This window comes from Salinivibrio kushneri (genome assembly GCF_005280275.1).
GTDB lineage: Bacteria > Pseudomonadota > Gammaproteobacteria > Enterobacterales > Vibrionaceae > Salinivibrio > Salinivibrio kushneri.
Genome location: NZ_CP040021.1, coordinates 2,496,762 through 2,523,372, shown reverse-complemented (window position 1 = coordinate 2,523,372; position 26,611 = coordinate 2,496,762). Strand labels below are relative to the sequence as shown.

At 52.9% G+C, this 26,611-nt stretch carries 22 protein-coding genes; 10 read left to right on the top strand and 12 right to left on the bottom strand.

What is annotated here, in order from left to right; all coding sequences use genetic code 11:
* Window positions 1-54 precede the first annotated feature (54 nt).
* Window positions 55-675 carry a BamJ family beta-barrel-assembly machinery protein gene (locus tag FCN78_RS11615; protein ID WP_069361650.1) on the bottom strand — a complete coding sequence of 207 codons (621 nt, stop codon included), beginning with the start codon at window positions 673-675 and terminating at the stop codon, window positions 55-57.
* 125 nt (window positions 676-800) lie between these two features.
* On the opposite strand from FCN78_RS11615, the gene FCN78_RS11610 reads away from it, so the two are divergent.
* Window positions 801-1,424 (top strand): LysM-like peptidoglycan-binding domain-containing protein, encoded by a 624-nt coding sequence (locus FCN78_RS11610; protein WP_162274071.1) that lies wholly within the window; start codon window positions 801-803, stop codon window positions 1,422-1,424.
* A gap of 406 nt (window positions 1,425-1,830) precedes the next feature.
* Window positions 1,831-3,462, top strand: coding sequence for a methyl-accepting chemotaxis protein (locus FCN78_RS11605; RefSeq protein WP_077659306.1), 1,632 nt, complete (start codon window positions 1,831-1,833; stop codon window positions 3,460-3,462).
* Window positions 3,463-3,515: 53 nt separating this feature from the next.
* On the opposite strand, the gene FCN78_RS11600 is transcribed toward FCN78_RS11605, so the two are convergent.
* Complete coding sequence (locus FCN78_RS11600; protein WP_069361653.1) at window positions 3,516-3,983, bottom strand: GNAT family N-acetyltransferase; 468 nt, start codon at window positions 3,981-3,983, stop codon at window positions 3,516-3,518.
* Window positions 3,984-4,062: 79 nt separating this feature from the next.
* Complete coding sequence (locus FCN78_RS11595; RefSeq protein WP_077659305.1) at window positions 4,063-6,027, bottom strand: bifunctional 2',3'-cyclic-nucleotide 2'-phosphodiesterase/3'-nucleotidase; 1,965 nt, start codon at window positions 6,025-6,027, stop codon at window positions 4,063-4,065.
* A gap of 282 nt (window positions 6,028-6,309) precedes the next feature.
* Here FCN78_RS11595 and cysG point away from each other — a divergent pair, with 282 nt between their 5' ends.
* Genes cysG through cysC form a run of 5 tightly spaced genes read left to right on the top strand, consistent with a single transcriptional unit; the run spans window position 6,310 to window position 12,499 of the window.
* A complete protein-coding gene (cysG, locus tag FCN78_RS11590; RefSeq protein ID WP_077458102.1) occupies window positions 6,310-7,737 on the top strand; it encodes a siroheme synthase CysG in 1,428 nt (475 codons plus the stop codon).
* A gap of 12 nt (window positions 7,738-7,749) precedes the next feature.
* Complete coding sequence (cysD, locus tag FCN78_RS11585; protein WP_046074308.1) at window positions 7,750-8,658, top strand: sulfate adenylyltransferase subunit CysD; 909 nt, start codon at window positions 7,750-7,752, stop codon at window positions 8,656-8,658.
* A 9-nt stretch (window positions 8,659-8,667) separates the two neighbouring features.
* Window positions 8,668-10,092, top strand: a complete 1,425-nt coding sequence (gene cysN / locus FCN78_RS11580) for a sulfate adenylyltransferase subunit CysN (RefSeq protein ID WP_077659304.1) — start codon at window positions 8,668-8,670, stop codon at window positions 10,090-10,092.
* Window positions 10,093-10,095: 3 nt separating this feature from the next.
* A complete protein-coding gene (locus tag FCN78_RS11575) occupies window positions 10,096-11,838 on the top strand; it encodes an SLC13 family permease (protein WP_077521638.1) in 1,743 nt (580 codons plus the stop codon).
* 34 nt (window positions 11,839-11,872) lie between these two features.
* On the top strand, window positions 11,873-12,499 hold the full coding sequence (gene cysC, locus FCN78_RS11570; RefSeq protein WP_077659303.1) for an adenylyl-sulfate kinase: 627 nt from the start codon (window positions 11,873-11,875) through the stop codon (window positions 12,497-12,499).
* Here cysC and FCN78_RS11565 read toward each other — a convergent pair.
* The 6 genes from FCN78_RS11565 to FCN78_RS11535 form a co-directional block, all read right to left on the bottom strand.
* Window positions 12,496-13,398: a TIGR03899 family protein gene (locus FCN78_RS11565; RefSeq protein WP_077659302.1), complete on the bottom strand. Its 903-nt coding sequence runs from the start codon at window positions 13,396-13,398 to the stop codon at window positions 12,496-12,498. The two genes, cysC and FCN78_RS11565, sit on opposite strands and share 4 nt — an antisense overlap.
* Window positions 13,399-13,636: 238 nt before the next feature.
* On the bottom strand, window positions 13,637-14,134 hold the full coding sequence (locus FCN78_RS11560; RefSeq protein WP_069361660.1) for a DUF3299 domain-containing protein: 498 nt from the start codon (window positions 14,132-14,134) through the stop codon (window positions 13,637-13,639).
* Between the two features lie 3 nt (window positions 14,135-14,137).
* On the bottom strand, window positions 14,138-15,397 hold the full coding sequence (locus FCN78_RS11555; protein WP_077659301.1) for an ABC transporter permease: 1,260 nt from the start codon (window positions 15,395-15,397) through the stop codon (window positions 14,138-14,140).
* Window positions 15,394-16,089, bottom strand: a complete 696-nt coding sequence (locus FCN78_RS11550) for an ABC transporter ATP-binding protein (protein ID WP_077659300.1) — start codon at window positions 16,087-16,089, stop codon at window positions 15,394-15,396. Before FCN78_RS11550 ends, FCN78_RS11555 begins: the two co-directional genes overlap by 4 nt.
* Window positions 16,090-16,129: 40 nt before the next feature.
* On the bottom strand, window positions 16,130-16,933 hold the full coding sequence (gene zrgA, locus FCN78_RS11545; protein WP_106407186.1) for a zinc uptake protein ZrgA: 804 nt from the start codon (window positions 16,931-16,933) through the stop codon (window positions 16,130-16,132).
* A gap of 412 nt (window positions 16,934-17,345) precedes the next feature.
* A complete protein-coding gene (locus FCN78_RS11535) occupies window positions 17,346-17,903 on the bottom strand; it encodes a YtfJ family protein (RefSeq protein ID WP_077659299.1) in 558 nt (185 codons plus the stop codon).
* 372 nt (window positions 17,904-18,275) lie between these two features.
* Between FCN78_RS11535 and FCN78_RS11530 the strand changes: the two genes are divergently transcribed.
* Window positions 18,276-18,482: a DUF1107 domain-containing protein gene (locus FCN78_RS11530; protein ID WP_025673598.1), complete on the top strand. Its 207-nt coding sequence runs from the start codon at window positions 18,276-18,278 to the stop codon at window positions 18,480-18,482.
* A 68-nt stretch (window positions 18,483-18,550) separates the two neighbouring features.
* On the opposite strand, the gene msrA is transcribed toward FCN78_RS11530, so the two are convergent.
* Complete coding sequence (gene msrA / locus FCN78_RS11525) at window positions 18,551-19,183, bottom strand: peptide-methionine (S)-S-oxide reductase MsrA (RefSeq protein WP_412458342.1); 633 nt, start codon at window positions 19,181-19,183, stop codon at window positions 18,551-18,553.
* A 188-nt stretch (window positions 19,184-19,371) separates the two neighbouring features.
* On the opposite strand from msrA, the gene tamA reads away from it, so the two are divergent.
* Together tamA and tamB are read left to right on the top strand one after the other, a co-directional pair.
* Window positions 19,372-21,075: an autotransporter assembly complex protein TamA gene (tamA, locus tag FCN78_RS11520; protein ID WP_327292974.1), complete on the top strand. Its 1,704-nt coding sequence runs from the start codon at window positions 19,372-19,374 to the stop codon at window positions 21,073-21,075.
* Window positions 21,076-21,101: 26 nt separating this feature from the next.
* A complete protein-coding gene (gene tamB / locus FCN78_RS11515) occupies window positions 21,102-24,842 on the top strand; it encodes an autotransporter assembly complex protein TamB (RefSeq protein ID WP_158014701.1) in 3,741 nt (1,246 codons plus the stop codon).
* Between the two features lie 52 nt (window positions 24,843-24,894).
* Here tamB and ppa read toward each other — a convergent pair whose 3' ends face one another.
* Together ppa and fbp are read right to left on the bottom strand one after the other, a co-directional pair.
* Window positions 24,895-25,422, bottom strand: a complete 528-nt coding sequence (ppa, locus tag FCN78_RS11510) for an inorganic diphosphatase (protein ID WP_046074295.1) — start codon at window positions 25,420-25,422, stop codon at window positions 24,895-24,897.
* A gap of 126 nt (window positions 25,423-25,548) precedes the next feature.
* Complete coding sequence (gene fbp, locus FCN78_RS11505) at window positions 25,549-26,571, bottom strand: class 1 fructose-bisphosphatase (protein ID WP_069361668.1); 1,023 nt, start codon at window positions 26,569-26,571, stop codon at window positions 25,549-25,551.
* Between the last annotated feature and the right edge of the window lie 40 nt (window positions 26,572-26,611).

Genomic DNA, 26,611 nt, shown 5'->3' with positions numbered 1-26,611 from the left:
TGCCGAGGCATCGCTTTTCTCATTCCTGTTTGGGCGCTTGTATTCAGTCAGCGATTACAGGATGTCGAGTAGCTCAACTTCAAACACAAGAGCGGCAAACGGAGGAATGGCTGCGCCAGCGCCACGCTCGCCGTAGGCCAGATCTTGTGGTACATACAGCTTCCACTTAGAGCCAACCGGCATCATTTGCAGGGCTTCAACCCAACCTTTAATCACACCTGTTACAGGGAACTCAACCGGCTCGCCACGCGTGACTGAGCTATCAAATACGCTGCCATCAACCAATTGACCGTGATAGTGAACACGCACCTGCTTATCGCTGGTTGGGATCTCGCCGTCACCTTGTACCAGCACCTCGTACTGCAAACCTGACTCTGTCACAGTCACTTCTTCACGCTTGGCATTATCTGCCAAGAAGGCATCGCCTTCTGCCGCTTGTGCTTTTGCAGCCTCTTGACGAACTTCTTCCGCTTTTGTGTGAAGCTCACGCAATGCGTTATTGATGTCGTCAATTTCAATCTCTGGCATTTGGCCAGCTAGCGCGGTGCTGATGCCTTTTGCAATCGCATCAACGTGCAAGCCTTCTAGGCCGCTACCGGCAAGCTGTTGACCCATTTGTAGGCCGATGCCATAGCTCGCCTTCTGCTCGACAGTTTCCAGTTGTACGTCAGACATAACGTCTCTCTTTTTTGCGTCAATAAAGTGTGAAAGGATAACAGGTGATGGTTTCGTGGGTAAACTTTTGTGCCAATAAGGCGTCCAAGATGAGGACAAAACAACAAAACATGCGCGGAGTGGCAATGAAGTTAACAGCAATGCGTTCACACTGGAACAAACTGCGTGCTGGATGGCGAGAGAAACTTAACGCGAAGTGGACAAACCGGCCCCACTTGAACCATGGTCTACGTGGTTTGGAGCCGTTAAAACAGCTTTGGCGACGTCTTCCTGTGTTACATCGACGCCTATTGATAGTGCTGATCCCGATTGTATTGGTGTTGGCTATGCTTCCCAGCCCCTCGCCCAAAGCCCCCTCGCCGCAAACTCGTCAACCCGTCGCCCTGAATACGGGGACGAATGCGTCGTCTGCGTCGCAAGATGATTCGTCCGTCGCGGCGTCAACCGCTGAACCTGCGACTCAACAAGCTGAAAAAACAGAAAATAGCCCTTGGGTGAGCCATCAAATTGAGCCCGGTGACACGCTGGCCAAAGTCTTTCGTCGCTACGATTTAGCGTTAACCGATCTGTATGCGATTGCTAATATTGAAGGTGAGGGAAAGCCGATTAGTCGCATCCAGCCAGGGCAGTGGATCCGCTTTAAGCGTACACAGAGTGGTGCGTTAGATATTCTGCAAATCGAAACCGAGAAAGGGCAATCGGTACTCTATTTCCGTTTGTCTGATGGCGGGTTTGCTCGCCAGCGTTAGTCTTTTGATGTCAAGAATCCAACCGAAAGCACAGTAACAGGGTGCTTTCGGTACTCAGCCTCGCTTTATCTAAGTCTTGTTCTATCTTTTTTCTAATCGATGTGTGATTAAAGTCGCTGCCGGACGATTTTTGATCTACTTTTTATAAATCGGTCAATAGGGTCGAATACGCTACACCATTGGGGCGGAAAAGGGATAAGTTGCTGTTCAGGGCAAGAATGTCTACTCAATCAGCCATCATTGTATGACAGACTTTTTGCAAAAATAATGAGTCTTTCATCACGCTTTGGTTATTTTTTGTGCTAGCATTCGTGCCGCTGTGTAGGACAGACACGCAAGCCCGCCTCAACATGGATGTCTAGGCATTAACACGCTAATCACTATTTTGTTGAGGACTCGCTTTTCCATGTTGAAAAATCTATCTATTGGTAAAAAGTTTACCGCGGCTTTTTCCCTCATTGGTATCGCTGTGGTGATCTTTGGGTTTTACATTTTTACCCAAGTCAGCGGTATGCGCGATAATATGCTGAACTTTACGGACGATACCCTCCCTGCAGTGCTTGAGATCGAGCGACTCAATAAAGAAATCGTTCTTATTCGTCAAGATCAGTATGCGGTGCTCACCTTTGACGATCCAGCAGAACGACGTGAAATCTTGGGCGAAATCGATGTCATGAAGCGCGATTACAGCCGTGCGCTCGATGCGTATGAAGAAACCCTTTGGTACGATGATGAAAAAGCCATTTTCAGTCGTATTCAGAACAATTGGGATCAATATAATCAAGAGCTCAGTGCTTTTCCTGACCTTGTTGAAGACGGGCAACTGACCGCGGCACAAAAAATCCTATCTAACTCGTTCGGCACCTTTGGCCAGTTGGAGAAATCGCTTAAAGAAATGTCTGAGCTGACTCAAGGTTTTATTACCTCAAACCGCACCTCCATGCTGAATCAAGTGTCGACGGTGAGCATGACCATTATCGGAGTACTGCTTGCAGTGATCGCTTTTATGATTGTGGTGGCAGTGGTGTTCACTCGTGCGATCATCAATCCGTTGCGTTTAGTGATGGAGCAATCGTCTGCGATTGCCAAGGGCGACTTAACTTACCAGTTGGATCGTAGCCAGATTGGCAATGATGAAATGGGTCAATTGGCCGATTCCAGTATCACCATGCAAGACAGCCTGCGCAGCTTAATCGAAGAAGTGATTGCCGCGGTAACCCAGCTAAGCAGTTCGGTGGAAGAGGTGAGTGCGGTATCGAGCCAAACTTCAAGCGGGATGCAAAATCAGCAACACGAAGTGTCGCAAGTGGCGACCGCGATGGCACAAATGAAAGCCACCGTGGCGGATGTGGCGCAGAACACCGAGAGCTCATCCACCGCAGCCAATGAAGCGAGTGAGCAGTCTCGCATGGGCGCACAAGACATTGACGGTATGGTAGCTTCGATTCGTAAAGTTGCCGAGGACATGCGTCAAACCGGCGATACCGTTAATGAGTTGGATCAGCAGTCGAAACAAATCAACATGGTGGTGGATGTGATTCGTGATATCGCTGAGCAAACCAACTTGTTGGCCTTGAACGCGGCAATTGAGGCGGCGCGTGCGGGTGAGTCTGGTCGTGGCTTTGCGGTGGTCGCGGATGAAGTGCGCACCCTGGCGGGCCGGACGCAAGACTCGACCGGTGAAATCACCACCATCATTGAGAAACTGCAGCAGTTTGCAACTCAGGCTAGCAATGCTACCACCCAAAGTTGTGAGAGCATCGAGCAATGTGTGGAGCAGGGCGATCAGGCGCAGCAATTGGTGCGTGGGATTGAAACCTCAGTGGAAAATATTGCTGATATGGGTATGCAGATCGCCAGTGCTTGTGGTGAGCAAGACTCGGTAGCGGATGAGCTAAGCCGCAATATCGAGCGCATCAATGACTCAGCCCAAGAAGTGGCGGGTGGCGCCGATCAAACCGCGCAAGCCTGTAGCGAACTGAGCCAATTGGCGCAATCACTGCAAAGCACTATGCAGCGTTTCCGTCTAACTAAATAGGTCGAACCGCCAATAGATGAAAAAATCCCGCTGATTCAGCGGGATTTTTTTGCTTAAACGGCAGACGTCTCACTGACAGCTAAACGCATATCGATATGGGGGATACCATCTTCTAAGTAAACGTCGGAAAACGCGACAAAACCGTGTTTTTGGTAAAAGCGTTGTAAGTGTGCTTGAGCGCCTATTTCTATATTCTGCTCGGGCCATTGTTGTTGGCATACTTGAATGGCTTGGCGGACCAGCTGATGACCCCATTGCCCGTTGCGATGAGTGGGCGCAATAATCACGCGACCAATACTGCTCCCTGAGTAACTTACCCCAGGGGCGAGAATGCGGGCATAGGCGGCAAGCTCGCCGTTTAGCCAGCCCATTAAATGCACGGTATCTGACGCGGTATCGTGCGTGTCCAGCTCTGGATAGGCGCAGGCTTGCTCGACCACAAACACATCGACACGCAATTTCATCAGTGTGAATAAGGTGCGGGTATCCAGCGCATCAAAGGTTGCCTGTTGCCATTCCATGTCATTTCCTCTTGATTGAACATAAAAAATACCGCAGACAGGCTGCGGTATTCAAAGGCTATTTATCTTTCTGTGTTAATTACTGGCGAGGTTGGCCTAAATCAACATGATAAACGGCAAATCCGACCGCATCTTTCCCTTCTCGCGTCATCGACCAGTGGCCTTTTTGCTCGATAAACTGCGCCGCTTGCGCACTCGGGGAGGTTTCAAAGCGCACCACGGCCTCTCCCTTAATCGGGGCAATCGACCAGTTATTGTCAGCGCTAACGGTCACCTCACCTTCCTCTTCACTCACGCGACTGATGTAGTTAGCGACCACGGTACGGTTTTCATCCGGCGCGGCAAAGGCAATATGATCGCTGCCGGTGCCAGGGAACTTACCACTGTAGGCACGGTAGTTATTGGTCGCCACCAAGAAGGTTTGCTCGGGGTCAACCGGCTCGCCTTGATAGGTGAGGTTGACGATCCGTGATGCGTCTGGGTTCACTTCATTACAATCGCCGTCGTAACGCGCGGGCTGGGTGATATCAATTTGGTATTCCACCCCATCAATCACATCAAAGTTATAGGTGCGGAAACCGTCCCAGTTGATCAGCGATTGCGGCTGCTCTGCGTTTGGTTCGATTTGATTAAACTGGCCGGCGCTACACTCCAGCCATTGGGTGAGTTCGGCGCCAGAGACTTTCAGCGCCACCAAGGTATTGGGGTACAAATACAAGTCGGCGGCGTTGCGGAAGGTGAGCTGACCGGCTTCTACTTCGGTAAAGTTGGTCGGATCGTTCTTGCGTCCACCGGCCTTAAAGGGCGCAGCGGCAGAGACAACCGGAAGATCAGCCAAATCCGGGTCGCCTTGGATCATGCGCTCGACATAGTCTTGCTGAGCAAGGTTAACAATCTGCACGGTCGGATCATCTTGGAGCAATGCTAAGTAGGAGTACATCACATCATTGGCTTTGCCGATCGGTTGATTCACAAAATCTTGTGTGGCTTTATGATCGGCCTCTACCACGTCAAGCATCGCCTCATCGGCTTCAACCAATGCTTTATTGTTGGCGCGGTCAAAAATCGGCCGCGCATGTGCGTTGCTATCAGTGACTTGCCATTGGCCGTCCACTTGCTCGAGGGCGAGATCAATCACCCCCACATGGCTCCCCCAGCGGCCGGCCATTACACTGGCCACACCGTTGATGGTGCCTTTTTCAATATCGGCACCAGGAATATTGGCAAAGTCGTCACTTGGGAATACGGCGTGCGAGTGACCGAAGGCAATGGCATCAATGCCGTCGACATCGGTGAGGTAATACACGGAATCTTCGGCCATTGTTTTATATGGCGCTTGGGAGATACCAGAGTGTGGGATGGCCACCACCACGTCTGCCCCCTTAGCTTTCATCTCTGGGACGAGTTTTTCAGCAGTTTGTTTAATGTCTTTGGCGATGACCTTACCTTCAAGGTTGGCTTTATCCCAAGTCATGATCTGTGGCGGGACAAAGCCAATGTAACCGACTTTGATGGTGTGGGTATCACCGTCTTCGTCTTTGAGTTGGTATTCTTTAATTAAATACGGGTCAAAGTAGTGCGCGCCAGTCTCCGCATCAAATACGTTGGCGTTGATATACGGGAAGTTGGCGTCGTTAATCGACTCTTTTAAGAACGCTAAGCCGTAGTTGAACTCATGGTTACCGATGTTACCCACTTCATAATTGAGCAAGTTCATCGCTTTGTACACTGGGTGTACTTCGCCAGGCTTGATCCCTTTGCTCGCCATGTAGTCGCCCATCGGACTGCCTTGAATAAGGTCACCGTTATCCACCAATAGCGCGTTTTGTGCTTCATCGCGGGCTTGTTTGACCACGGTGGCGGCGCGAACCAAGCCGATTTTTTGTGACGGTTTGTTTTTGTAGTAGTCGTAATCCATCACATTAGTGTGAATGTCGGTAGTTTCAATCACACGCAGGTTAATGGTGTCGGCAAACGCCGTACCAGAGGCGGCAAACAGGCCGGCAACCACCGCGGTGGCAACAGCAGAAGGCAGTAAACGCATAACAGAGTCTCCAGTGAAAAGTGTGCGTTAGTTATCAGGCAGATGAATTATGCCGTTTCTCATACCTGAAAAGCTGTGCGATTGATCGGCTTATCAGTCTTGATTGCTGCCTAACATAAGGATCTTGCACGCTTTGCGATCTCAGTCATCGTTAATCCTTTCCGTTATCGTGACGCTCACTCTATTAAGCACAAAAAAGAATAAAAAATGAATTTATAGAATTTCAAGTAATAGATATGGGGCGATATAGTGGCTGCATTGTCATCAAGGGAATGCGCGATCATGGATTATCTTCCCCTCTTTGCTCAGCTGAAACATCGTCCTTGCCTCGTCGTTGGCGGCGGCGAAGTGGCATGGCGCAAAACGCGCATGTTGCTCAAGGTAGGCGCAGCGGTCACTGTGGTTGCGCCTGACGTCGACCATGAACTTGCGGAGGCACACGCGCAAGGAAAGCTGACGGTGTTGCGCGAGGCGTTTCGTCCCGATCATCTGGACGGAAACATGTTGGCGATTGCGGCGACCGATAATGCTTTAGTCAACGAGCTGGTCTCCACTGCCGCTGACAGCCGCAATATTTTGGTCAATGTCGTCGATGACACCCCCAAATGCAGCTTTATTGTCCCCTCATTAGTGGATCGCTCTCCCATTATTATTGCCATCTCATCGGGCGGCAAAGCGCCAGTATTGGCGCGGATGCTCCGTGAGAAGATTGAAACCCTAGTGCCCCAGCATATCGGCAAGATGGCAGCGATGGCGGGTGCGTTTCGCGACAAACTGAAAGCGCGCATTCCGACTTTGACCGGCCGGCGCAAATTCTGGGAGGCCGCCTTTAGTGGTCGGTTTGCCGATTTAGTCGCGGCAGGCAAACACCAGCAAGCCGAGCAGGCGCTGGAGCAGCTGAGTGGACAAATCACCACCCAAGGCGAAGTGGCCTTGATTGGCGCCGGTCCGGGAGATCCTGGGCTATTGACCTTGCGCGCGTTGCAATTGATGCAGCAAGCCGATGTGGTGCTTTATGACTACCTAGTGGCTGAGCCGATTATGGAGCTGTGCCGCCGAGACGCAGAGCTGATTTGTGTGGGTAAACGGGCGAGCTACCACAGTGTGAGCCAAGACGACATTAATCGTCTGTTGGTTGAGCATGCTCAAGCCGGAAAACGGGTGGTGCGCTTAAAAGGGGGCGATCCTTTCATGTTTGGCCGCGGTGGTGAGGAATTACAAACGCTTGCCAACGCCGGTGTTTCTTTTCAAGTGGTACCCGGGATCACCGCTGCTGCTGGGGCGACGGCCTATGCCGGTATTCCGCTCACTCATCGCGATCACGCCCAGACCGCGCTGTTTATTACCGGTCATTTGAAAAAAGAACAAGACACCTTGGAGTGGGCGACGTTAGCGCGCCCACGTCAGACCTTGGTGATTTATATGGGATTGATGAAATCGGCCCATATTCAAAGCCAACTGATGGCTCACGGTCGATCGCCGGATACGCCTGTGGCGGTGATTGAAAACGGCACGCGTCCGGAGCAGAAAGTGTTTACCGGTCAACTCAATAACTTACCGTCGCTGGCGGAGCAAGCTGCGTCGCCCGCGCTCATCGTGGTGGGTGAAGTGGCGGCACTCGCCGGTCAGCTGACATGGTTTGGCGAGGGGCGCGCGGTAAGCGATGCCGACCCCACGCAAGCCCCCACCGCTGTGGTTAACTTCGCTTAAAGGATAGTTAGGATGGATGCAAAAACACTCACACACCTCCAGCAGTTAGAAGCCGAGAGCATTCATATACTGCGGGAAGTCGCGGCGGAGTTTGATAACCCCGTGATGCTGTATTCGATTGGCAAAGACTCGTCAGTGATGCTGCATTTGGCGCGCAAAGCTTTTTACCCCGGAAAGATCCCGTTTCCGCTGCTGCATGTCGATACCGACTGGAAGTTTCGCGACATGATTGCCTTTCGCGATCGTACTGCCAAGGAGCTCGGGCTGGATCTGATCGTGCACAAAAACCCAGAAGGGATGGCTCAGGGGATCAATCCTTTTGATCACGGCTCCGACAAGCACACCGATATCATGAAAACCCAAGCGCTGAAGCAGGCGCTGGATCAGCATAAGTTTGATGCGGCGTTTGGCGGCGCGCGTCGGGACGAAGAAAAATCCCGCGCCAAAGAGCGTGTCTATTCGTTCCGCGATAAGAACCATCGCTGGGATCCGAAAAACCAACGGCCAGAGCTGTGGCGCAACTATAACGGGCAAGTGAACCCAGGCGAGAGTATTCGCGTGTTTCCGCTCTCTAACTGGACTGAGCTCGATATTTGGCAATATATCTATCTGGAAAACATCGACATTGTTCCGCTTTATTTAGCGGCCGAGCGCCCAGTGGTAGAGCGCGATGGCACCTTGTACATGGTGGATGATGCGCGGATGCCGATTGGGCCCGACGAAACCGTGACCCATAAATCGGTGCGTTTTCGCACCCTGGGCTGCTACCCATTAACCGGGGCAGTCGAGTCACATGCCAATACCTTGCCAGAGATCATCGAAGAGATGTTGGTCGCCACCTCGAGTGAGCGTCAAGGGCGGGCGATCGACCACGATCAGTCCGGGTCCATGGAGCGCAAGAAGCGTCAGGGTTATTTCTAAGGAGCAGTCATGAATCCAGCAATTCAACAACAGGTGGCCGATCTGGGTATTGAAGGTTACTTGCAACAGCACCAACACAAAAGTTTATTGCGCTTTTTGACCTGTGGCTCGGTCGATGACGGTAAATCGACCTTAATAGGCCGTTTGCTGCATGACTCGCAACAGATTTATGAAGATCAACTGGCTGCTGTCCATGCCGATAGCCAGCGTGTTGGCACCACGGGCGAGAAACCGGATCTGGCGCTATTGGTAGACGGCCTACAAGCCGAGCGCGAGCAGGGGATCACCATTGATGTGGCGTATCGCTATTTCTCCACCTCCAAGCGCAAGTTTATCATCGCCGATACCCCAGGCCATGAGCAGTACACCCGTAATATGGCCACCGGTGCGTCGACCTGTGATGTGGCAGTGATCTTAATCGACGCGCGCCACGGCATCTTGGATCAGACTCGTCGCCACTCGTATATCGCTAACTTGCTGGGTATTCAGCATTTTGTGGTAGCGGTGAACAAGATGGATTTGGTGGCATATAGCCAAGCTCGGTTTGATGAAATTCAAGAGCAGTATTTGGCGTTTGCCGATCAGCTCAACCCCGGCTTGTCGGTATCTATGGTGCCCTTGTCGGCACTGGAAGGCGACAACGTGGTCAATGCCAGTGACGCGATGGCGTGGTACCAAGGCGAGCCGCTGCTCAGCCAGCTAGAAGCCATCGACATTGAAAAATCGCGCGGGACGGGTGCGTTCCGTTTTCCGGTGCAGTATGTCAATCGACCGGATCTGAACTTTCGCGGCTACGCGGGCACCCTTGCCAGTGGCGAGTTGCATGTGGGTGATGAGGTTAAGGTACTCCCCTCTGGGCTTACCGCGAAGGTCGCGCGCATCGTCACCTTTGACGGTGACCGAGAATTTGCCTTTAGTGGTCAAGCGGTTACCCTCACTCTGGATAAAGAAATTGATATTTCGCGTGGCGATCTCTTGGTGCGAGCGGATGATGACGTGGCGGTGGGTCAACGGTTTGACGCCGACATGGTGTGGATGACACAAACCCCACTGGCACCGGGGCGCGAATACGAGATTAAGTTGGCCAGCAAGAAAACCTCGGCACAGGTTGAGGCGCTGTCCTATGGGGTGGATGTGAATACGCTTAACACCCATGACGCAGACACCTTGCCGCTCAATGGCATTGGTCGTTGCACCTTGACCCTGAGCGAAGCGGTGCCGCTGGATACCTATCACGATAGCCCGAATACCGGTGGCTTTATCCTGATTGATCGCCTCACCAATGTGACGGTCGGCGCGGGGATGATCCGTCATGTGGCTGAGACGCAGCCGCAAACCACCTCGTCGTTCTCAGCGTTTGAGCTTGAGTTAAACCAGCTGATCCGCAAGCACTTTCCGCATTGGCAAGCGCGGGATCTGCGTCAACTGGGATAGACCATGAGTTGGCAGGAAACCACGGTACTCACCTTGCTGGTGGCGATTGTCGCCGGCTTGGTGCTCACTCGATTAAAGCCTGCGCTCTTGTTTGCGGGGGCCGCGTTTGTGGCGTTCCAAACTGGGCTGACCTCGGTTGAAGCGCTGACGGCGAACTTTACCGCGCCATCACTGCTGACCTTGGTATTGCTGATTTTGGTTTCTTGTGCGCTAGAGAAAACCCATCTGACCAGCTGGGTCGCGCGACAGGCGTCGCACGGCGCACTCCCCACTGTGATTGCTAAATTAGGCATCTCAAGTGCGCTGCTGTCGGCGCTGGTCAATAACACTGCGGTGGTGGTGTCCATGATTGGCGCAATCAAGCGCAACCGACGTCACTCACCCTCGCAGCTTTTGATCCCATTGTCATACAGCGCCATTCTCGGCGGCACCCTGACGCTGATTGGCACGTCGACCAATCTCATTGTGAACAGCTTTGTTGAGCGGGCGGGATTACCCAGTTTGGGATTTTTCACACCAACGGTCATCGGTGCCGCCGCACTGGTGGCAGGATTGTTGGTGTTAATTCCGTTCAGCTACCGGTTGCCACGCCAGGATGGTGAACAAGAAGAGAGCTTGCCGTATGTGCTCGAAGCGCGGCTAGCCGCCGACTCGCCCCTATGTGGGCAAAGCGTGGCAGACAATGGCTTGCGAGCACTACGGCGTTTGTACTTGGCCGAAATTCATCGTCAAGACGGCGTCATTGCGCCCGTGTGTCCGGAGACGCCGTTATTGGCCGGTGATAAGTTGCAGTTTGCCGGCGATGTGGAAAGTGTTGCGACCTTACAAGAGATCCCTGGCTTGACCTTGTTCGGCCAGCATCACATTGATGGGCAAAATTTGATTGAGGTGGTGGTGAGCCACAGCGCCAGCATTTGTGGCAAAACCCTCAAAGCCGCCCGGTTTCGCGAGACCTTTGATGCTGTGGTGGTCGCCATTCGCCGCGGCCATGAAAAACTCGATGGGGGACTGGGCAACATTCCTTTGCATGCCGGCGATACGCTGGTGTTGGTGCCGGGCAAAACCTTTCGCCAAGACAGCCAAGCGCTGCGGCGTGAATTCGTGCTCTTTAATGGTTTGGAAGCCAGTACCCGTCTTTCCGAGCGGAAAAGCGTTGCGGTACTGGCAGGATTTGTCGCAGTGATTGGCGCGGCCTTGCTCACCCCGATGCCACTGCTCAATGGCTTAGCCGCGTATTTGGTGGTGTTGCTGGTCACCGGCATTATCTCTTTGCACGATTTACAACGTCGCTTTCCCGTTGAGGTGGTGGTGATTGTCGGCGCGGCGCTGACATTGGCACAACTGATGTTGGCGTCAGGGCTGTCGGCACGTTTTAGTGATTGGTTTATGGCGACCTTTAGCGCAGGAGGCGCGATAGGAGCGCTGGTGGCGGTGTACTTGCTGACCTTGTTACTGACCGAGCTTATCACCAACAATGCCGCGGCGGCGCTGGCTTTCCCGCTGGGCTATAGCTTGGCGCTAGGGTATGGGGTTGATCCTATGCCTTTTGTGATGGCGGTGCTGTTTGGCGCCAGTGCCAGTTTTATTTCCCCTTACGGGTATCAAACCAATTTATTGGTATACAGCGTGGGCAATTACCAGCTACGTGATTATTTGCGTCTGGGATTACCGTTATCTGTGGTGTATTCCGCAGTAGTGCTCACCTTGTTACCGATTGTTTTTCCTTTAACGGCGGTCGCCCCTTAATCATGGCGTGGCCAACGAAATAGCGGAGACTTTCATGACTGACACTGTATCTGCGTCAACCGATCCCAATGTGATCTGGCACCAGCATCATGTTGACCAAGCCCAGCGCAGTGCACAAAAGCAGCAGCAACCCGTGGTGCTTTGGTTTACCGGCTTGTCTGGCTCGGGCAAATCGACCATCGCCGGCGCGCTGGAGGCGGCCTTGGTGGCCGAAGGGCACCATACCTATTTGCTGGATGGCGATAATATTCGCCATGGCTTATGTCGCGATCTAGGTTTTTCCGATCAGGACAGAGCCGAAAACATTCGCCGAATTGGCGAGGTGGCTAAGTTGATGACTGATGCTGGCCTGATTGTCTTGAGTGCCTTTATCTCTCCGTTTCGCGCGGAGCGAGAGCGGGTGCGCGAGCGTTTGTCTGAGGGGCAGTTTATTGAAGTCTTTGTCGATACGCCGCTGGCGGTATGTGAACAGCGCGACCCCAAAGGGCTGTACAAAAAAGCGCGTGCCGGCGAGATCCCGGCGTTTACCGGCATATCGTCAGAGTATGAGCCACCGCGAACACCGGCGATCCATTTAAGCGGTGATCTCAGCGTCGCCGAGCATGTGGCGACCTGTCTTCACGTACTGCGTGAGCGCGGGGTGTTGCGCTCGTCAGATTAAGCGTGAGTGTTGACCGTATCACCCACATCGCTGTGCATCTCAAAGCCTTCGGCGAGTAATTCACAAATGGCGTGGTGATAATCGGGATGCACGCGTTTACCGACCAGTTTTGCTAGCTCATGGCCAGTGGGGCTAAAGCGGTAATAATAAAGACGCATCCCTTTGTGGAGCGGGGTGAGCATGTATTGGGTGTCTTGCAGTTTAAACGGCATCGCTGGCTGCATTTCAATCACACCAGATTCAAGCTCAGTGCGCAGGATCAGCCCCAAGTCCATCAACAGCATTAAATCGGTATAAGACAGTTGATAGTGACCCAGCGAAAGCTTATGAGGCGGCTCTGGGCGTAGCAGTTGCACCAAGCCTTGACGGCGGCGAAAACCAGTGACTAGCTTTTTGGTGCTGTCTTGCCCAAAGGTGCTGGACAATGCACAGGCGCGTTGCAGTGCTTGCGCTTCGCGCTGGGTCATAGTCTCGAGAATGGTCAGTGCTTTAATTGAGGTGCTGCCGGGGCGGAGCATTTCTTGTTTGAGAATCTTCGCCCACAACTGCTGCATTGCATGGCCGTGAATATTGCGGGCTAAATCGAAAAAACGAACCAGCCAATCTGGGTCCGGGGTCTGAGCGGTTTCGCTGTGACACTGGTCGTAGGTCAGAGCAATGATGGCTTCGAGGTTAGCCTGCTGCTTTTGCATCACATGACGCTGGCGGGTGGCACTGCGATGGGCGAGATCTTCCTGCTCAACCTCCTGCAGGCGCGCATCGACATAATATTCACTGGCAATGGCTTTTAGCCGCCCTTTACTGCCACGCAGATCTGCGTCTTCTTTATTCTTGTGATCCTGATGTTGTCGTTTATCGGGGTGGACGTCGACGACCTCGGGTTTGTCTTGCTCTGCCATGCGATTCTCACACTGATTGTCAGCAAATTTAGTGCTGGCAAATATGTTAATTAAAGATTAAATTTGTTAACATTATGAGCGTTAACAATCAAGCATAGGGATGCGTGTGCGCAAGCAAAAACTCAACCCCATCAATCTGCTACTGATTGCCGTGTACATTGGCGCACTGGCGATCTTGTCTCATTATATTGTCTGACAACATCGGGTGCGCCGATCAGGCTCACTGATTGATAGGGACTTATCCGTCGTCGTAGTCCGTTAATTCGGTGCCTTGTAGCACATAACCCACCTCTGCCAAGTCATGGCTCACATGTTCGGTTTTCAGCGTGCCTTCGACATAGACCACATCCCATAACTGTTGAATCGGCGCGCCGCCGGCAAACTTTACATAAACAATTTGATTGGGTGGCGGGGGTGGAACATGAATACAGGCGCCAAGAAAGGGCACCAGTAGGAATTCCGTTACCACTTTATCGTCGCCTTCCAGTGGGATCACGAAGCCAGGGATTTTGACTTGGCTGTTGTTGAGCTCTGGGCGAACAGAGCCGACCAGGCTTTGTGGATTCTCACTGTCGTGGCTGATTTCCGGCATCCCGCGGCTATCAAATTGAGCACGTTCATGCTCAGGCACCAAATCAATCCAATCCAGCGTGAGTGGTTCGCTATTTGCCCAAGCCTGAGAGCCAAAAAGACTGCTAAGCAAGGCGATAAGTCCGAGCATTATCCGTTTTTTCATCTGTTATACCTTAATTGTCATGCCATCAGCGAGCGCCTGTCGATAGGCGCGCCAAGCCGGGATCAAGCCCACGATAAAGCCAGCGACCAACACACCGGCCATCAGTGAAAGCTCATAAGAAGACGGCCAGTCGAGTGGCAAAAACAAGCCAAATTCACTGAGAATATAGGGCTGAGCCAGCGCGAGTCCACCATAAAGCAGTAGCACGCCAAAGACGATCCCTGCGAGAGTAATCGCGACCGCCTCACTGACCAAAAGCAAAATAATATGCAAAGGCCGCGCGCCCATTGCACGTAAGATCGCCATTTCTCGTCGACGTTCGTTCAAGCTGGTGAGCAGGCTTGAGAGCATGCCCAAAAGCCCGGCGACGGCGACAAAGCCAGAGATCACCAGCAGGGCTTGTTCGCCAACCCGCATCATGCCCCACAGTTCATGCAAGGCAATGCCGGGCATAATCGCGGTTAATGGTTCGCGTGGATAGGTGTTGACCCAACGCTGGACAGCGAAGGTTTTGATTTTGCTGTTCAAGCCCACCATCACCGCGGTCAGCTGTTCCGGCTGTAGCTCGCGTTGCTGCGCTTGCGCTTGAGTCAGGCCTTGGCCGAGTCGCGCGCCACTTTCCCAGCCGACATGAATCGCTTCGATGGCCTCGAGCGATACATGCACGCTACGGTCGACGGGGGTGCCAGTGGGTGCCAAGATCCCAGTGACCGTAAAGGGCAAGTTGTCATGCTGATTAAAGCCTTTGTCGGCCAGTCCATGGGCAATGATCAGACTATCGCCCATCTTGTACCCCAACTCTTTGGCCACTTGGGCGCCAATCACGGTATCGAATAAGCCGGAAAATGAGCCGCCTTGGCGAAAGGCCAGTGGTTGTTTTTGACCATATTGGTAATGATCAAAGTAATCATTGGTGGTACCAACCACCCGAAAGCCACGGTGAGAGTCCCCCAGTGAAATGGGGATGGTCCAACTCACATCCGGATGCTCACCAAGGCGCTGGTAACTGTCCCAGCCGATATTGTTGGTGGCGTTGCCAATACGAAACACCGAGTAGAGCAGTAAATTGATGGGACCGGAGCGGGCACCGACAATTAAATCGGTATTGGAGATGGTGTTGGCAAAGCTGGCTTTAGCTTGGGTGCGCACCTTCTCTACCCCGAGCAAGAGCACCACGGCAATGGTGACGGTCAGTAAAGAAAGCAGTGCGGTGGCGCGGCGATTTTTCAGGCTTTGCCCCGCCAATCCTAAAAGCGAAATCATGGGTTGGCCTCCTCGCGATGTATGGCGCGATTAAGCGCGGGAAGTGAGACATCGCGGTCAAACAAGGGCGCTAATTGGCTGTCATGGCTGACAAACAATAAGCTGCTGTTGGCTTCTCGGCATCGGTCTTGCAGCAACCGAATAAAGGTATTCCGGGTGTCCGTGTCGAGCGCAGAAGTGGGCTCGTCAGCGATGATTAACGCTGGTGCACCAATTAATGCGCGTGCCGCTGCGACCCGCTGTTGCTGGCCGATACTCAGCGCAGTGACTGGCTGATGGTAGCAGCTAGCCGGTAAGCCTAATCGATCGAGTAAGGTGCCGGCTTCTTGGTGCGGGGAGTGGTGAAGTGCTTGACGTCGCGCGTGAGAAAAGCGCAGCGGCACAGTGACATTATCAAGCACAGATAAGTACGGTAGCAGGTTAAATTGTTGAAAAATATAACCAATATGGTTAGCGCGAAACTGATCCCGCTGGCGATCATTCAGTGCCGTCAGCGCTTGGTGATTGACTGTCAACACACCCGATTGTGGGGTATGAATACCTGCAATCAGGCTCAGTAGCGTGGATTTCCCGCTGCCGCTGGGGCCTTTTAAAAATACATGCTCGCCCTCACCGACCGCAAAGCTATCGATGTCTAAGATCGGTTGCGACTGATCTGGCCACGTAAAACGCAGTTGTTCGATGGTAATCATGCCTGACAGGGGCGCTTAACGCGCCCCGCCTCCTTTTTCCCTACCACTGGATGTGCGACTTGGCACGATTCAAGGTGTCTACCCAGACCTTATCATTAGTAAAGGCCTGAATTTTGATGGTTTCTGTGTTGGGAAACAGGCTAAACCAATCAGTTTTCAATTCGGTGAAGGCTTGTGGGTTTTGGCAAACGAATTGATAGTTCGCGGATAAGGTATTGTGGTTACCGTGGTCATGTCCATGATGGTCGTCATGGTGAGCATCATGTTCATCGTGGCCGTGGTGCTCGTCGTGATCATGGTGCTCATCGTGGCCGTGGTGCTCGTCGTGGTCATGGTGCTCATCGTGGCCGTGATGTTCGTCGTGGTTATGATGCTCATCGTGGCCGTGATGTTCGTCGTGGTTATTATGCTCGTCGTGGCCGTGATGTTCGTCGTGGTCATGGTGCTCGTCATGACCGTGGTGTTCATCGTGACCATGATGCTCCTCATGGCCGTGATGCTCATCGTAGTCGTTAAAACTGCTGGTGACTTTGGTCTCGGCGAGCTGGCAATTCGCCGCTTCGGCAAGTTGGAAGCGTTTCCCACCATCACGCAGCAGCGCGTAGGCATCTTCGAGCGTTTGCTGATCGGCGGCATTTTTCGGGTGGTGCTCAAACCCAACCACATCATGGCCGGGCGCGGTCAGCTCAATCAGCACACGCTCACCGTCTTGGGCGAGGCTAGCGGCCACTTCACCGTGCACGTGGGCGTCAAACGATTGGTAATTGGCTTCTTCGGCGAGTGCCGACGTCGCAGCCATCGTAACGGCCATGGCGATAATGCTGGGTAAAAAACGTGTTTTCATTGGGTTCTCCTAGTGAATAAATGGGTTAAATCATGAGGGAATTTATTCGACTAGGTGGATCGCGAGCTGAAAAGGCAATGGCGGTGTGGTAAGCACGTGGTGGCTTTGAAAGGGTAACAATTGCGTTGACCACATAGGTGGGCACAGGTGCTGAGACCGCATAAGCTAAGAGGGCTGGCGGCACCAAATGGCAGGCGCTGCAGTGCTCACTATGATGCGTTGGGGTGAAAGTATCGAGGTGATGCTCCCCCCACAGCCCAGCTTGGCTGAGCATCAAAACAAATAGCAGATGGACGATCAATCGCCGAGACATGCCAACTTCCGTGCTACATAAGTAATGTGATAACATAACAATTATCATCATCAACGCCAAGTGTTGAATGACAGCGCGGGCTGTCCCCGCGCGTGGTTGTTATCGGTTGACTAATTGGGTGACCAAGCTGACGACTTGATTCACCTCGTCGGCACTTAATTTGCCTTCTTTGACAAAGCGTACCGAGCCTTGGTTATCCAATACGGCAATTAACGAGCTTTCTTCTTTTAGGCGCCATGCCTCTGCGACATTGCCGTTTTCGTCGAGCACAATCGATGACCAGCTAAACTCGCGTTTACTGTCTTCGGCTGATGATTTGACAAAGCCACCGGTGCCCCACATGGCATCATCTTGGTTAATGATGGTGGTGGTTTGGTAGCGAGCATCGTCAAAGTCTGCGGCGGTGATGGCTTCCATCAAGGGGGCATTCATTTCCTTGGCACTGCTGCGTCCGGCGATGGCCTGGATCACGCGTACTTTGCCCGGCAATTGTTCGGTTTGCCAAGTTTGATAAACGATATCGTCGCCATTCAGCGTCAGTTCGCCGTGCTCGGCGACTTTGGCTGGCGGTAAGGGTGCACCATTTTGGAGCGTGTGCGCCATACTCGTGCCGGAGAATAACGCAAAGGTGAGAGCAAGTAGGGTGGTTTTTTTCATTATTGATCATCCATGTTTGTGGGTACTATTTGGCATCAGGTGCCAAGTTATCTATGGTTACGTCACACGGTGATTTGTGCCAAGTATCTAGGGTGATTCCGTGCGCAAGATCGGACTTTTCTGTGTCGATCGAACTTGTGCCGCAAAACGTATTTCTCTAAAGCGGGAACTTCTGTTCGCAAGCAGGCTCTAATGCTGTGATTGCCATCTTATTGAGATGGCACTTTGCTTGCTTAGCTTTTTACGCGGAGATTGCCAGATAATATTTGGCGCTCCAAGGTGGCAATATCACACGGTCATCGTGACGGTGAAAGAAATGAATTGCCGTTTCGGTCTGCTTAGACAGACTTTGAGAACAAGAAAGGGATCCTTATGCTTCGCATCTTTCGTCAATATCGACCAACCCAGATTGCGCGGTATGTGAAACGATTTTTTAAGGGCCGACTCTACATCGAAGGTGTAGGCGCGTTTGAGTTTGATGGTGGCCGTTTACTGCCGCCGGGGCACAGTGACAAACGAGCGTTATCGGTAATGACTGAGGTGAATAAAGAAATTAAAGCCATGGCCATTACTGCATAAACATCGCCACACTCAAAAAACACGTCCAAGCGGACGTGTTTTTTTATGCCTCGCCATTGAGCAAAGGCTTATTGCGGTGGGAAACAAACCCCTGTGCCACCCAGGCCGCAGTAGCCTTGCGGATTTTTGTGCAAGTACTGCTGGTGGTCAGTTTCCGCGAAGTAGTACGCGCCGGCCGGTGCGATCTCGGTGGTCACCGCATCTGGCTTACCGGCATCTCTCAATGCCGCTTGATAAGTGGCCAGGCTCGCTTCGACACTGGCTTGATCCGCGGGATCACAGTAGTAAATCGCGGAGCGATACTGCGAGCCGACGTCATTGCCTTGACGCATACCTTGGGTCGGGTCGTGGTTTTCCCAGAATACCGCCAGTAGGGTGTCTAAACTCACTACGGACGGATCAAAAATCACGTTAACCACTTCGGCATGGCCGGTTTGTCCTGTGCAGACGTCTTGATAGCGCGGATGTTGGGTAACACCGCCACTGTATCCCACCGATGTCATCACCACACCCGGCTGTTGCCACCACTTTCGCTCGGCCCCCCAAAAACAGCCCATACCAAAAATGACCTGTTTTTGACCAGCCGCTGGCATGGCCGTGATAGGCTGATTAAATACCGCGTGCGGTTCGGCTGGAATAATCGGATCGGGTCGATCCGCTATCGCATTGTCAGGTTGGGTAAAGGAAGATTGCATCGACATAGGCATCCTTTGACTGCTGTGATGAAAAAGCGCAATGCGTGCTGCTATGCGCGTTAATGGTTGGCATTCAGGCATGGATCCCGCACCTTATGAACAACATGGTGCTGGCCTCCTGCCCCGCTCAACACGTAATATGGCAAGATATCATCAATTTAGCCGGGCGACACCCGGGTAATGGATCTCACTGCATGAATATACGGTTATTCCCCCTATTCGCGATCGCTATCAGCTTGATGTCTAGTACGGCTCGTGCGGATGTCGACATAGATATTGAAGGGCTCGATGGCATTGCACAAGATAACGTCGAGACCTATCTTGCGGCGATTGCCCCAGAAGAGCGGGATGGCTCCTACCGATTTATTGCTCGCGTCGAAAAAGATGTGCGCAAAGCGCTGCAAGCGGTGGGGTTTTATCAACCCAAGATTGCCACTCACATGGACGGTGATGCCACGCTTAACGTCAAGGTTGACCCCGGTGAGCCTGTGCGCTTGGCGCAAGTGGATGTGGTGTTTAGCGGTGAAGCGGGCATGGATGACGATTTTCATGCTCTCAAGGCTGACGGTCCGCAGCCGGGCGCGAGGCTCAATCACAATGATTACGAGACGCTAAAAAGCCAGATTCAAAGCTTGGCGGTGAAAAAGGGATACTTTGATGGTCGCTTTACGCATACGCGATTAGAGGTCGCGCCTGATCGTCAGCAGGCCTTTATTCGGCTTCACTTTGCCAGTGGCAAGCGTTATCACTTTGGTGCGATTCGCTACCAAGGCGCGCAAATTCAGTTGCAGCGTCTCGACACCTTACGTGATTTTTCCCCGGGTGAGCCGTATCGTGTGTCGGTACTGGGAGAGTTTAACCAAGCGCTCGCGAATACCGGTTGGTTCTCCAGTGCCTTGGTGCAAGCGGACATGGAGCAAGCGGAAGATAATGAAGTCCCCATCAAGGTGACGCTGACCCCGGAAGCGCGCAATAAGTTTGAAACCGGTGTCGGGTATTCCACTGACATTGGTCCACGGTTCAAGTTTAACTGGCGCAAGCCTTGGTATAACTCACGCGGCCACAGTATCACCACATCACTCGCGATTTCTGAGCCTGAGCAGACGTTGACCTCGACCTACAAGGTCCCTTTGGAGGATGTTTCCCGCGAGTATTATCAAGTGCAGTTAGGGTTACAAAACACCGAACAACGCGACACCTCCAGCCTTGAGGTGTCGACGTCGGTTTCTAGACATTGGCTGTATGATACCGGCTGGCAACGCAGTGTCTCGTTACGCTGGCTTTATGAAGACTACACCCAAGGGCAAGATGAAGATAGCGTCAGCGTGGTGCTGCCTGGGATCAATTTCACTCGCACGCGTGCACGCGGTGGATTAATGCCGCATTGGGGAGATAAACAATCGATTACATTGGAAGCGGCCGATCCGATTTGGTTGTCAGATATTAGTTTGGTGCGCTTGCAAGGGCGGAGTGCTTGGATTCGTAGCCTGAACAAAAACCATCGCGGTTTATTACGCGTCGATGGTGGCGCTCTGATTTCTGAAGAATTTAGTGAAGCGCCGCCATCGTTGCGTTTTTTCGCCGGGGGGGACAACAGTATTCGCGGCTATGGCTACGAGACCGTTTCTCCGCGTGACGAAAGCGGTCAGCTGAGCGGTGCGCGCTATATGTTGACCGGGACGTTAGAGTATCAATATCGCCTTGGCGGCAATTGGTGGTGGGCGCTATTTGCCGATGGCGGTGACGCGTGGACCAGTCGTTTATCGTGGAAGCGTGCGGCTGGTACCGGTATTCGCTGGTCATCGCCGGTCGGCCCGATTCGCCTTGATGTCGCACATGGTTTTGATAATGACGATGATGATTTTCGTGTACACCTTACCTTAGGGCCTGAATTATGAGTCGTTGGTTGGTCAGACTAACGTTTATGACGTTAATCAGTCTTTTTTCTGTGGTGGGGCTGGTAGCGGCCGCACTTTTTACGCCTGTGGGCTTGCAGGTAGGGGTGTGGGGCGCGCAGAAAGCGCTGCCTGCTTTATCGATTGATGAGGCCGACGGCAGCCTACTTTCCGGGTTTGTACTGCAAGGGGTGCGCTATGATGATGCGCAGCTGCAACTGAACGCCGAACAGCTCAGGCTTGTTATCCAAGGTAAGTGCTTACTGACGCCTGCGATTTGTATTGACCAATTGGCCGTCGAAGGAGTCACCCTTGATATTCATTTGCCCGCGAGTGAGGAGGAAACATCGTCGCAAGACGTATCCACGTCAGCTATCAAAGCGCCGCTGCCGATCCATGTTAATGCCTTTGTCTTTAACGATGTGGCGATTCAGGTTGCCGAGCAGTCGGTCAGTTGGCATCAGCTGCAAGGAGGCGTACATTTTGTTGGCGACACCTTAACCCTATCGCCGACGGATTGGCAGCAGCTGGTGGTGAGCCTACCGAGCGACACTGAGCCTCAAGAAAATACCGACCAAGCGGTCGGCAAACCGGATAGCGCGGTGGCAAGCCCGCCATGGCATTATCCGGGGCTGGAGCTACCCACGGTGGCGCTGCCGCTGGCTATCGAGGTGGAACAGCTCCATCTACAAGATACGCGGATTGAAGCGGGCACAGTGCAAACACTTTCATCGTTATCCCTGGCGGGCAGTGTTCAAGACAGCACCGTGACGATTGATAACGTCTCGGTGGCTGCTCCCCAAGGCACGGCAAGCCTTGCGGGTGATATTATACTTAAAGGTGAGTACCCACTAACCTTGCAAGCTCAATTGACCACCAACCTCGCTCCGCTTCAAGGCCAAGCTTTATCGCTGTCGGCCTCAGGAAGTCTTGCCGCGCTTAAGCTAAACGCGAGCGCGCGCGGCCCGGTGACGGCGACGCTGGAAGGAGAAGCAAACCTGCTGGCGGCAAACTTACCTTTTGCCGTGCAATTGGAGAGCAAAGCATTGGCGTTGCCGCTGACGGGAGAAGCGATCGGGGCATTACGCGAGCTACAATTTCACGCCGATGGTGACTTGTCTGACTATCAGCTCGGCTTACAAACCGGCGTCGATGGCCCTGACGTGCCGACCACCCAACTGAATTTGACCGGCCAAGGTAGCCTAACGGCGCTGACTCTCTCGCAGCTGGAGGCCAACACACTGGGGGGTAAGGTGGCCGGGCGTGCCAGCGTAGATTGGTCTAGCGTGCCTTTTTGGCAAGCTGAGTTAGGGTTTGCCAACATTCAACCTCAGCAGCAATGGCCGGAGGTTACGGGGGATTTAACCGGTGCAATCAGCCATCGTGGCCGCTTAACCGCCCAAGGCGGGTGGGAGGTGTCTGTGCCCACATTGGTGGTGCATGGGGCGTTGCAAAAACTGCCACTGGCAGTCGCAGGCGCCCTTAATGCGCATGACCGGGATGGCGATGGCCAGCCGAGCGTGTCGACATCGGGACTGACCCTGTCGCACGGCCCCAACCAAGTCACGGCACAAGGGCAAGTGCGTGATGAGTGGCAAATGGGACTGTCGGTCGATATTGCCGATTTGTCGCAATCCTTGCCTATGTTCACTGGCGTGATCCGCGGCGATGCAAAGCTGAGCGGGCCGTTTGCTCATCCAGATGCCAAACTTGCACTCCAAGCCAAGCAGCTGCGTTGGCAAGATGTGCGCATTAATCAGCTGACGTTAGACGGCAATCTTGCCTTGAAAGACAGCTTGGGTGGCAATTTGACGGTATCGGTATTAGGCGGGCGCTATCAAACCGTGCGCTTAGATAACCTCGATTTATCCGTGCGCGGTGATGAAGGCGAGCATCAGCTGGATTTACGCTGGCAAGGTGCCCCAGCGTCTGGCGCGCTACGTATTGAAGGCGCACTGGCGCGAGAGACAGGATGGCAAGGGAGATTGTTTAATACATCGGTGAACGTAGACGATCTTGGCGACATTGTGCAGCAAAGCGCGGCACCGATTGCGTTTAGTTTTTCCGATATGCAAACCGAGGTTGGCGAGCATTGTTGGCAGTGGCAAGCGACTTCCTTGTGCTTATCGCAACCGGCAACCGTCGGCGCGCAGGGGGACGTGGCCGCTAAGATTGAAGGCTTTGAAGCGGCGCAAATCGCGGCCTTCTTACCGCCGGAATGGCAGCTCAATACACGTGCCAGTGCCGCGATTCACGCACGCTGGCAGCCTGACGCCTCACCGGATGTAAAGGCCTCGATTGATATCGCGGATGGCGATCTGCGCCAGCAGGCCGATACGCCGCTGGTGATTGGCTGGCAACATGCCAATCTCAATACGCGTTGGCATCAGGATAAATTGCAAGGCGCGCTGGCGCTGACATTGTCCGAAGGGGGGACCCTCGCCTCGGCCTTTACTTTAAACGATTTGTTGGCGCCAAACCGATCTTTGACGGGGGAGGTGACGGTCAATGATGTTCAACTGGCCAAGCTCGAACCTTTGCTGGGTAGCGATCAACAAGCGGATATTAATGGTGAAGTGAATGCTAACTTACGGGTCGAGGGGCCGCTGACCCTACCAGATGTATATGGTGGACTGACCGTTGAGGCATTGCGAGTCAAAGGCTTGGCGTCACCTGTTGATGTGAACGATGGGCAGTTAGCGCTCACGTTGGATGGCAAGCAGGGCAAGGTGGAAGGCAAGCTGGTGACACCGGATGGCGTGCTGGCACTGAACGGCGATGGGCAATGGCCCAGTATGGACGACTGGCGTTTTGGCTTAAACGTGGCGGGGGACACCTTACGGGTCAATGTGCCGCCAATGGTGCGGCTGGATGTCGCACCTGACCTCACGGTATCGGCAACGCCACATGATATGACGATTCGGGGCGACATTCGTGTGCCATGGGGGCGGATTGAAGTCGAGAACCTGCCCGAGTCTGCCATCACGGTGTCGGACGATACGGTCCTGCTGAAAGAGAACTATGTGCCAGAGGATATTGAGCAAAGTGAATCCGTGCCCTTTAACTTACAGACTGATGTGCAACTCGTACTGGGGGAAGATGTACAGTTAGCGGCGTTTGGACTGAAATCTCGTTTGTCAGGCGAGCTTAATATCAAAAACAATCAGCAAGGCGCCTTGATTGTGGGGAATGTGAGCTTGCTTGATGGTACTTATCGCTCGTTTGGCCAAGACTTGCTGATTAAAAAGGGCGAGATCTTGTTCAATGGCCCCGCTGATCAGCCGTACTTGCAAGTGGAGGCGATTCGAAACCCTGAACGTATTGAAGGAGATGTGACGGCAGGGATCCGCTTAACGGGGCCCGCTGATGACCCGGTGGCGACTGTATTTATGGACCCGGCTGGCTCGCAGGCCAATGCCCTGTCCTATTTGTTACGTGGCCGCGCGCTTGATGCTGGTGCCGGTGATGCCAATATGACCTCGATGCTGATTGGCTTGGGGTTAGCACAAAGTGGCAAGTTGGTCGGGGAGATTGGTCAGGCGTTTGGGGTCGAGGATCTGACTCTCGATACCTCAGGCGCGGGCGATGAGCAAAAAGTGGAAGTATCCGGTTATATCTTGCCCGATTTAGAGGTGAAATACGGCGTGGGGATCTTCGATGCAATTGGTGTGTTCACGGTGCGCTATCGACTGATGCAAGACCTTTATCTGGAAGCGGTGTCTGGTGTCGATCAGGCAGTGGATCTGCTCTATCAGTTTGAGGTCAAGTAGAGACAAAAAAGCCCGCGAAGGTTCGCGGGCAGTGTTTCATTGAAGCGGCTGATTACTGTTTTGCGCGCTCAAATGAAGACAGGATTTCGTCTTTTGCCGCTTGGGCATCTTCCCAACCGTCAACTTTCACCCACTTGCCGGCTTCTAGCTCTTTATAGCGTTCGAAGAAGTGCGTGATTTGTGCTTTCAGTAGCTCAGGCAGATCGTTCACGTCTTTCACGTGATCATACTCTTTGGTGAGCTTGCTGTGCGGTACCGCAATCACTTTGGCATCTTCACCAGACTCATCGGTCATTTTCAGCACGCCAACAGGGCGGCAGCGGATCACTGAGCCAGGCACTAATGGGAATGGGGTTGGAACCAGTACGTCAACAGGGTCACCATCCAAAGACAAGGTGTGGTTCACATAGCCATAGTTACATGGATAGAACATAGGCGTTGCCATGAAACGGTCAACGAAAACGGCGCCGCTATCTTTATCGACTTCATACTTAATTGGATCGGCGTTAGCTGGGATCTCAATCACCACATAAATATCTTCAGGCAGCTCTTTGCCTGCAGGGACCTGGTTCAGGCTCATGGGATGTCCTTTTGTTTAATGAAAAAGTGTGTGCCAATTATAACCGCCAAGCGTGAAAATAACAGAGGCGACCGTATTGGCCGCCTCTTTATCATGGAAGACTGGTGTTAGGTGTCTATTTCGCGCCTATTCGTCGTCATGATCCGGATAAGTGTCGAGGTATTCTTCGACCTTATCGACCATATTGCTTGAGCCAACAAAGAAAGGCACCCGTTGATGAAGTTCATTCGGCGCAATGTCCATGATGCGCTGGGTGCCATCGGTCGCTTTGCCACCGGCTTGCTCAATAATAAAGGCCATGGGGTTGCACTCATACAGTAAGCGTAGCTTGCCATTGGGGTAGGCGAGCGTGCTGGGGTAGAGGTAAATGCCACCTTTGAGCAGGTTGCGATGAAAGTCGGCGACTAAGGAGCCAATATAACGTGACGTATAAGGGCGTTTCTCCTGTGGGACGTTTTCTTGGCAGTATTTGATATATTTTTTGACGCCTTGTGGGAATTTGATGTAATTCCCTTCGTTAATGGAGTAGATGTTGCCGTCTTTAGGAATGGTCATGTTTTCGTGAGACAGGCAGAACAGACCTAGCGAAGGGTCGTAGGTAAAACCATGTACACCATCCCCCGTGGTGTAAACCAACATGGTGGATGAGCCGTAAATGATATAGCCGGCGGCAACTTGGCGGTGACCGGGTTGAAGGAAGTCTTCTTCGGTGGGCGGTGTTCCTACCGGTGATACGCGGTGATAGATGGAGAAAATGGTGCCAACAGACACATTAACATCAATGTTAGAGGAGCCATCCAGTGGGTCGATGAGCACCACATATTTGGCATTACGGTTAAGCTGTTTATTAAAAATAACCGCGTCATCTTCTTCTTCACTGGCGACGCCACACACTTGGTCGCGCGCTTCCATCGCGGCTTTAAATTTTTCGTTGGCATAGACGTCGAGTTTTTGCTGCTCTTCACCTTGCGCGTTTTCCGTGCCAATCGCGCCAGCAATGTCGACCAAGCCGGCTTTGTTGATTTCACGGTTAACAATTTTGGCGGCCAGACGAATGGAGGCGAGAAGAGAAGATAAATCACCGCTGGCATGCGGAAACGCGTGTTGCTTCTCAACAATGTACTCGCCGAGGGTCTTAATGTCGGGCATTCTCAATCCTTAATGATGATGAACTGTCTTTCTTGTGCAA

Bases quoted from the DNA above. Each gene is read 5' to 3' on its own strand.
- msrA (WP_412458342.1), bottom strand. From the start codon at position 19,183: ATGTCGATGCAATCTTCCTTTACCCAACCTGACAATGCGATAGCGGAT.
- FCN78_RS11550 (WP_077659300.1), bottom strand. From the start codon at position 16,089: ATGATTACCATCGAACAACTGCGTTTTACGTGGCCAGATCAGTCGCAA.
- FCN78_RS11600 (WP_069361653.1), bottom strand. From the start codon at position 3,983: ATGGAATGGCAACAGGCAACCTTTGATGCGCTGGATACCCGCACCTTA.
- FCN78_RS11595 (WP_077659305.1), bottom strand. From the start codon at position 6,027: ATGCGTTTACTGCCTTCTGCTGTTGCCACCGCGGTGGTTGCCGGCCTG.
- FCN78_RS11605 (WP_077659306.1), top strand. From the start codon at position 1,831: ATGTTGAAAAATCTATCTATTGGTAAAAAGTTTACCGCGGCTTTTTCC.
- cysC (WP_077659303.1), top strand. From the start codon at position 11,873: ATGACTGACACTGTATCTGCGTCAACCGATCCCAATGTGATCTGGCAC.
- FCN78_RS11575 (WP_077521638.1), top strand. From the start codon at position 10,096: ATGAGTTGGCAGGAAACCACGGTACTCACCTTGCTGGTGGCGATTGTC.
- FCN78_RS11535 (WP_077659299.1), bottom strand. From the start codon at position 17,903: ATGAAAAAAACCACCCTACTTGCTCTCACCTTTGCGTTATTCTCCGGC.
- FCN78_RS11610 (WP_162274071.1), top strand. From the start codon at position 801: ATGAAGTTAACAGCAATGCGTTCACACTGGAACAAACTGCGTGCTGGA.
- FCN78_RS11565 (WP_077659302.1), bottom strand. From the start codon at position 13,398: ATGGCAGAGCAAGACAAACCCGAGGTCGTCGACGTCCACCCCGATAAA.
- cysG (WP_077458102.1), top strand. From the start codon at position 6,310: ATGGATTATCTTCCCCTCTTTGCTCAGCTGAAACATCGTCCTTGCCTC.
- FCN78_RS11555 (WP_077659301.1), bottom strand. From the start codon at position 15,397: ATGATTTCGCTTTTAGGATTGGCGGGGCAAAGCCTGAAAAATCGCCGC.
- fbp (WP_069361668.1), bottom strand. From the start codon at position 26,571: ATGCCCGACATTAAGACCCTCGGCGAGTACATTGTTGAGAAGCAACAC.
- ppa (WP_046074295.1), bottom strand. From the start codon at position 25,422: ATGAGCCTGAACCAGGTCCCTGCAGGCAAAGAGCTGCCTGAAGATATT.
- cysN (WP_077659304.1), top strand. From the start codon at position 8,668: ATGAATCCAGCAATTCAACAACAGGTGGCCGATCTGGGTATTGAAGGT.
- tamB (WP_158014701.1), top strand. From the start codon at position 21,102: ATGACGTTAATCAGTCTTTTTTCTGTGGTGGGGCTGGTAGCGGCCGCA.
- FCN78_RS11560 (WP_069361660.1), bottom strand. From the start codon at position 14,134: ATGAAAAAACGGATAATGCTCGGACTTATCGCCTTGCTTAGCAGTCTT.
- cysD (WP_046074308.1), top strand. From the start codon at position 7,750: ATGGATGCAAAAACACTCACACACCTCCAGCAGTTAGAAGCCGAGAGC.
- zrgA (WP_106407186.1), bottom strand. From the start codon at position 16,933: ATGAAAACACGTTTTTTACCCAGCATTATCGCCATGGCCGTTACGATG.
- FCN78_RS11615 (WP_069361650.1), bottom strand. From the start codon at position 675: ATGTCTGACGTACAACTGGAAACTGTCGAGCAGAAGGCGAGCTATGGC.
- tamA (WP_327292974.1), top strand. From the start codon at position 19,372: ATGAATATACGGTTATTCCCCCTATTCGCGATCGCTATCAGCTTGATG.
- FCN78_RS11530 (WP_025673598.1), top strand. From the start codon at position 18,276: ATGCTTCGCATCTTTCGTCAATATCGACCAACCCAGATTGCGCGGTAT.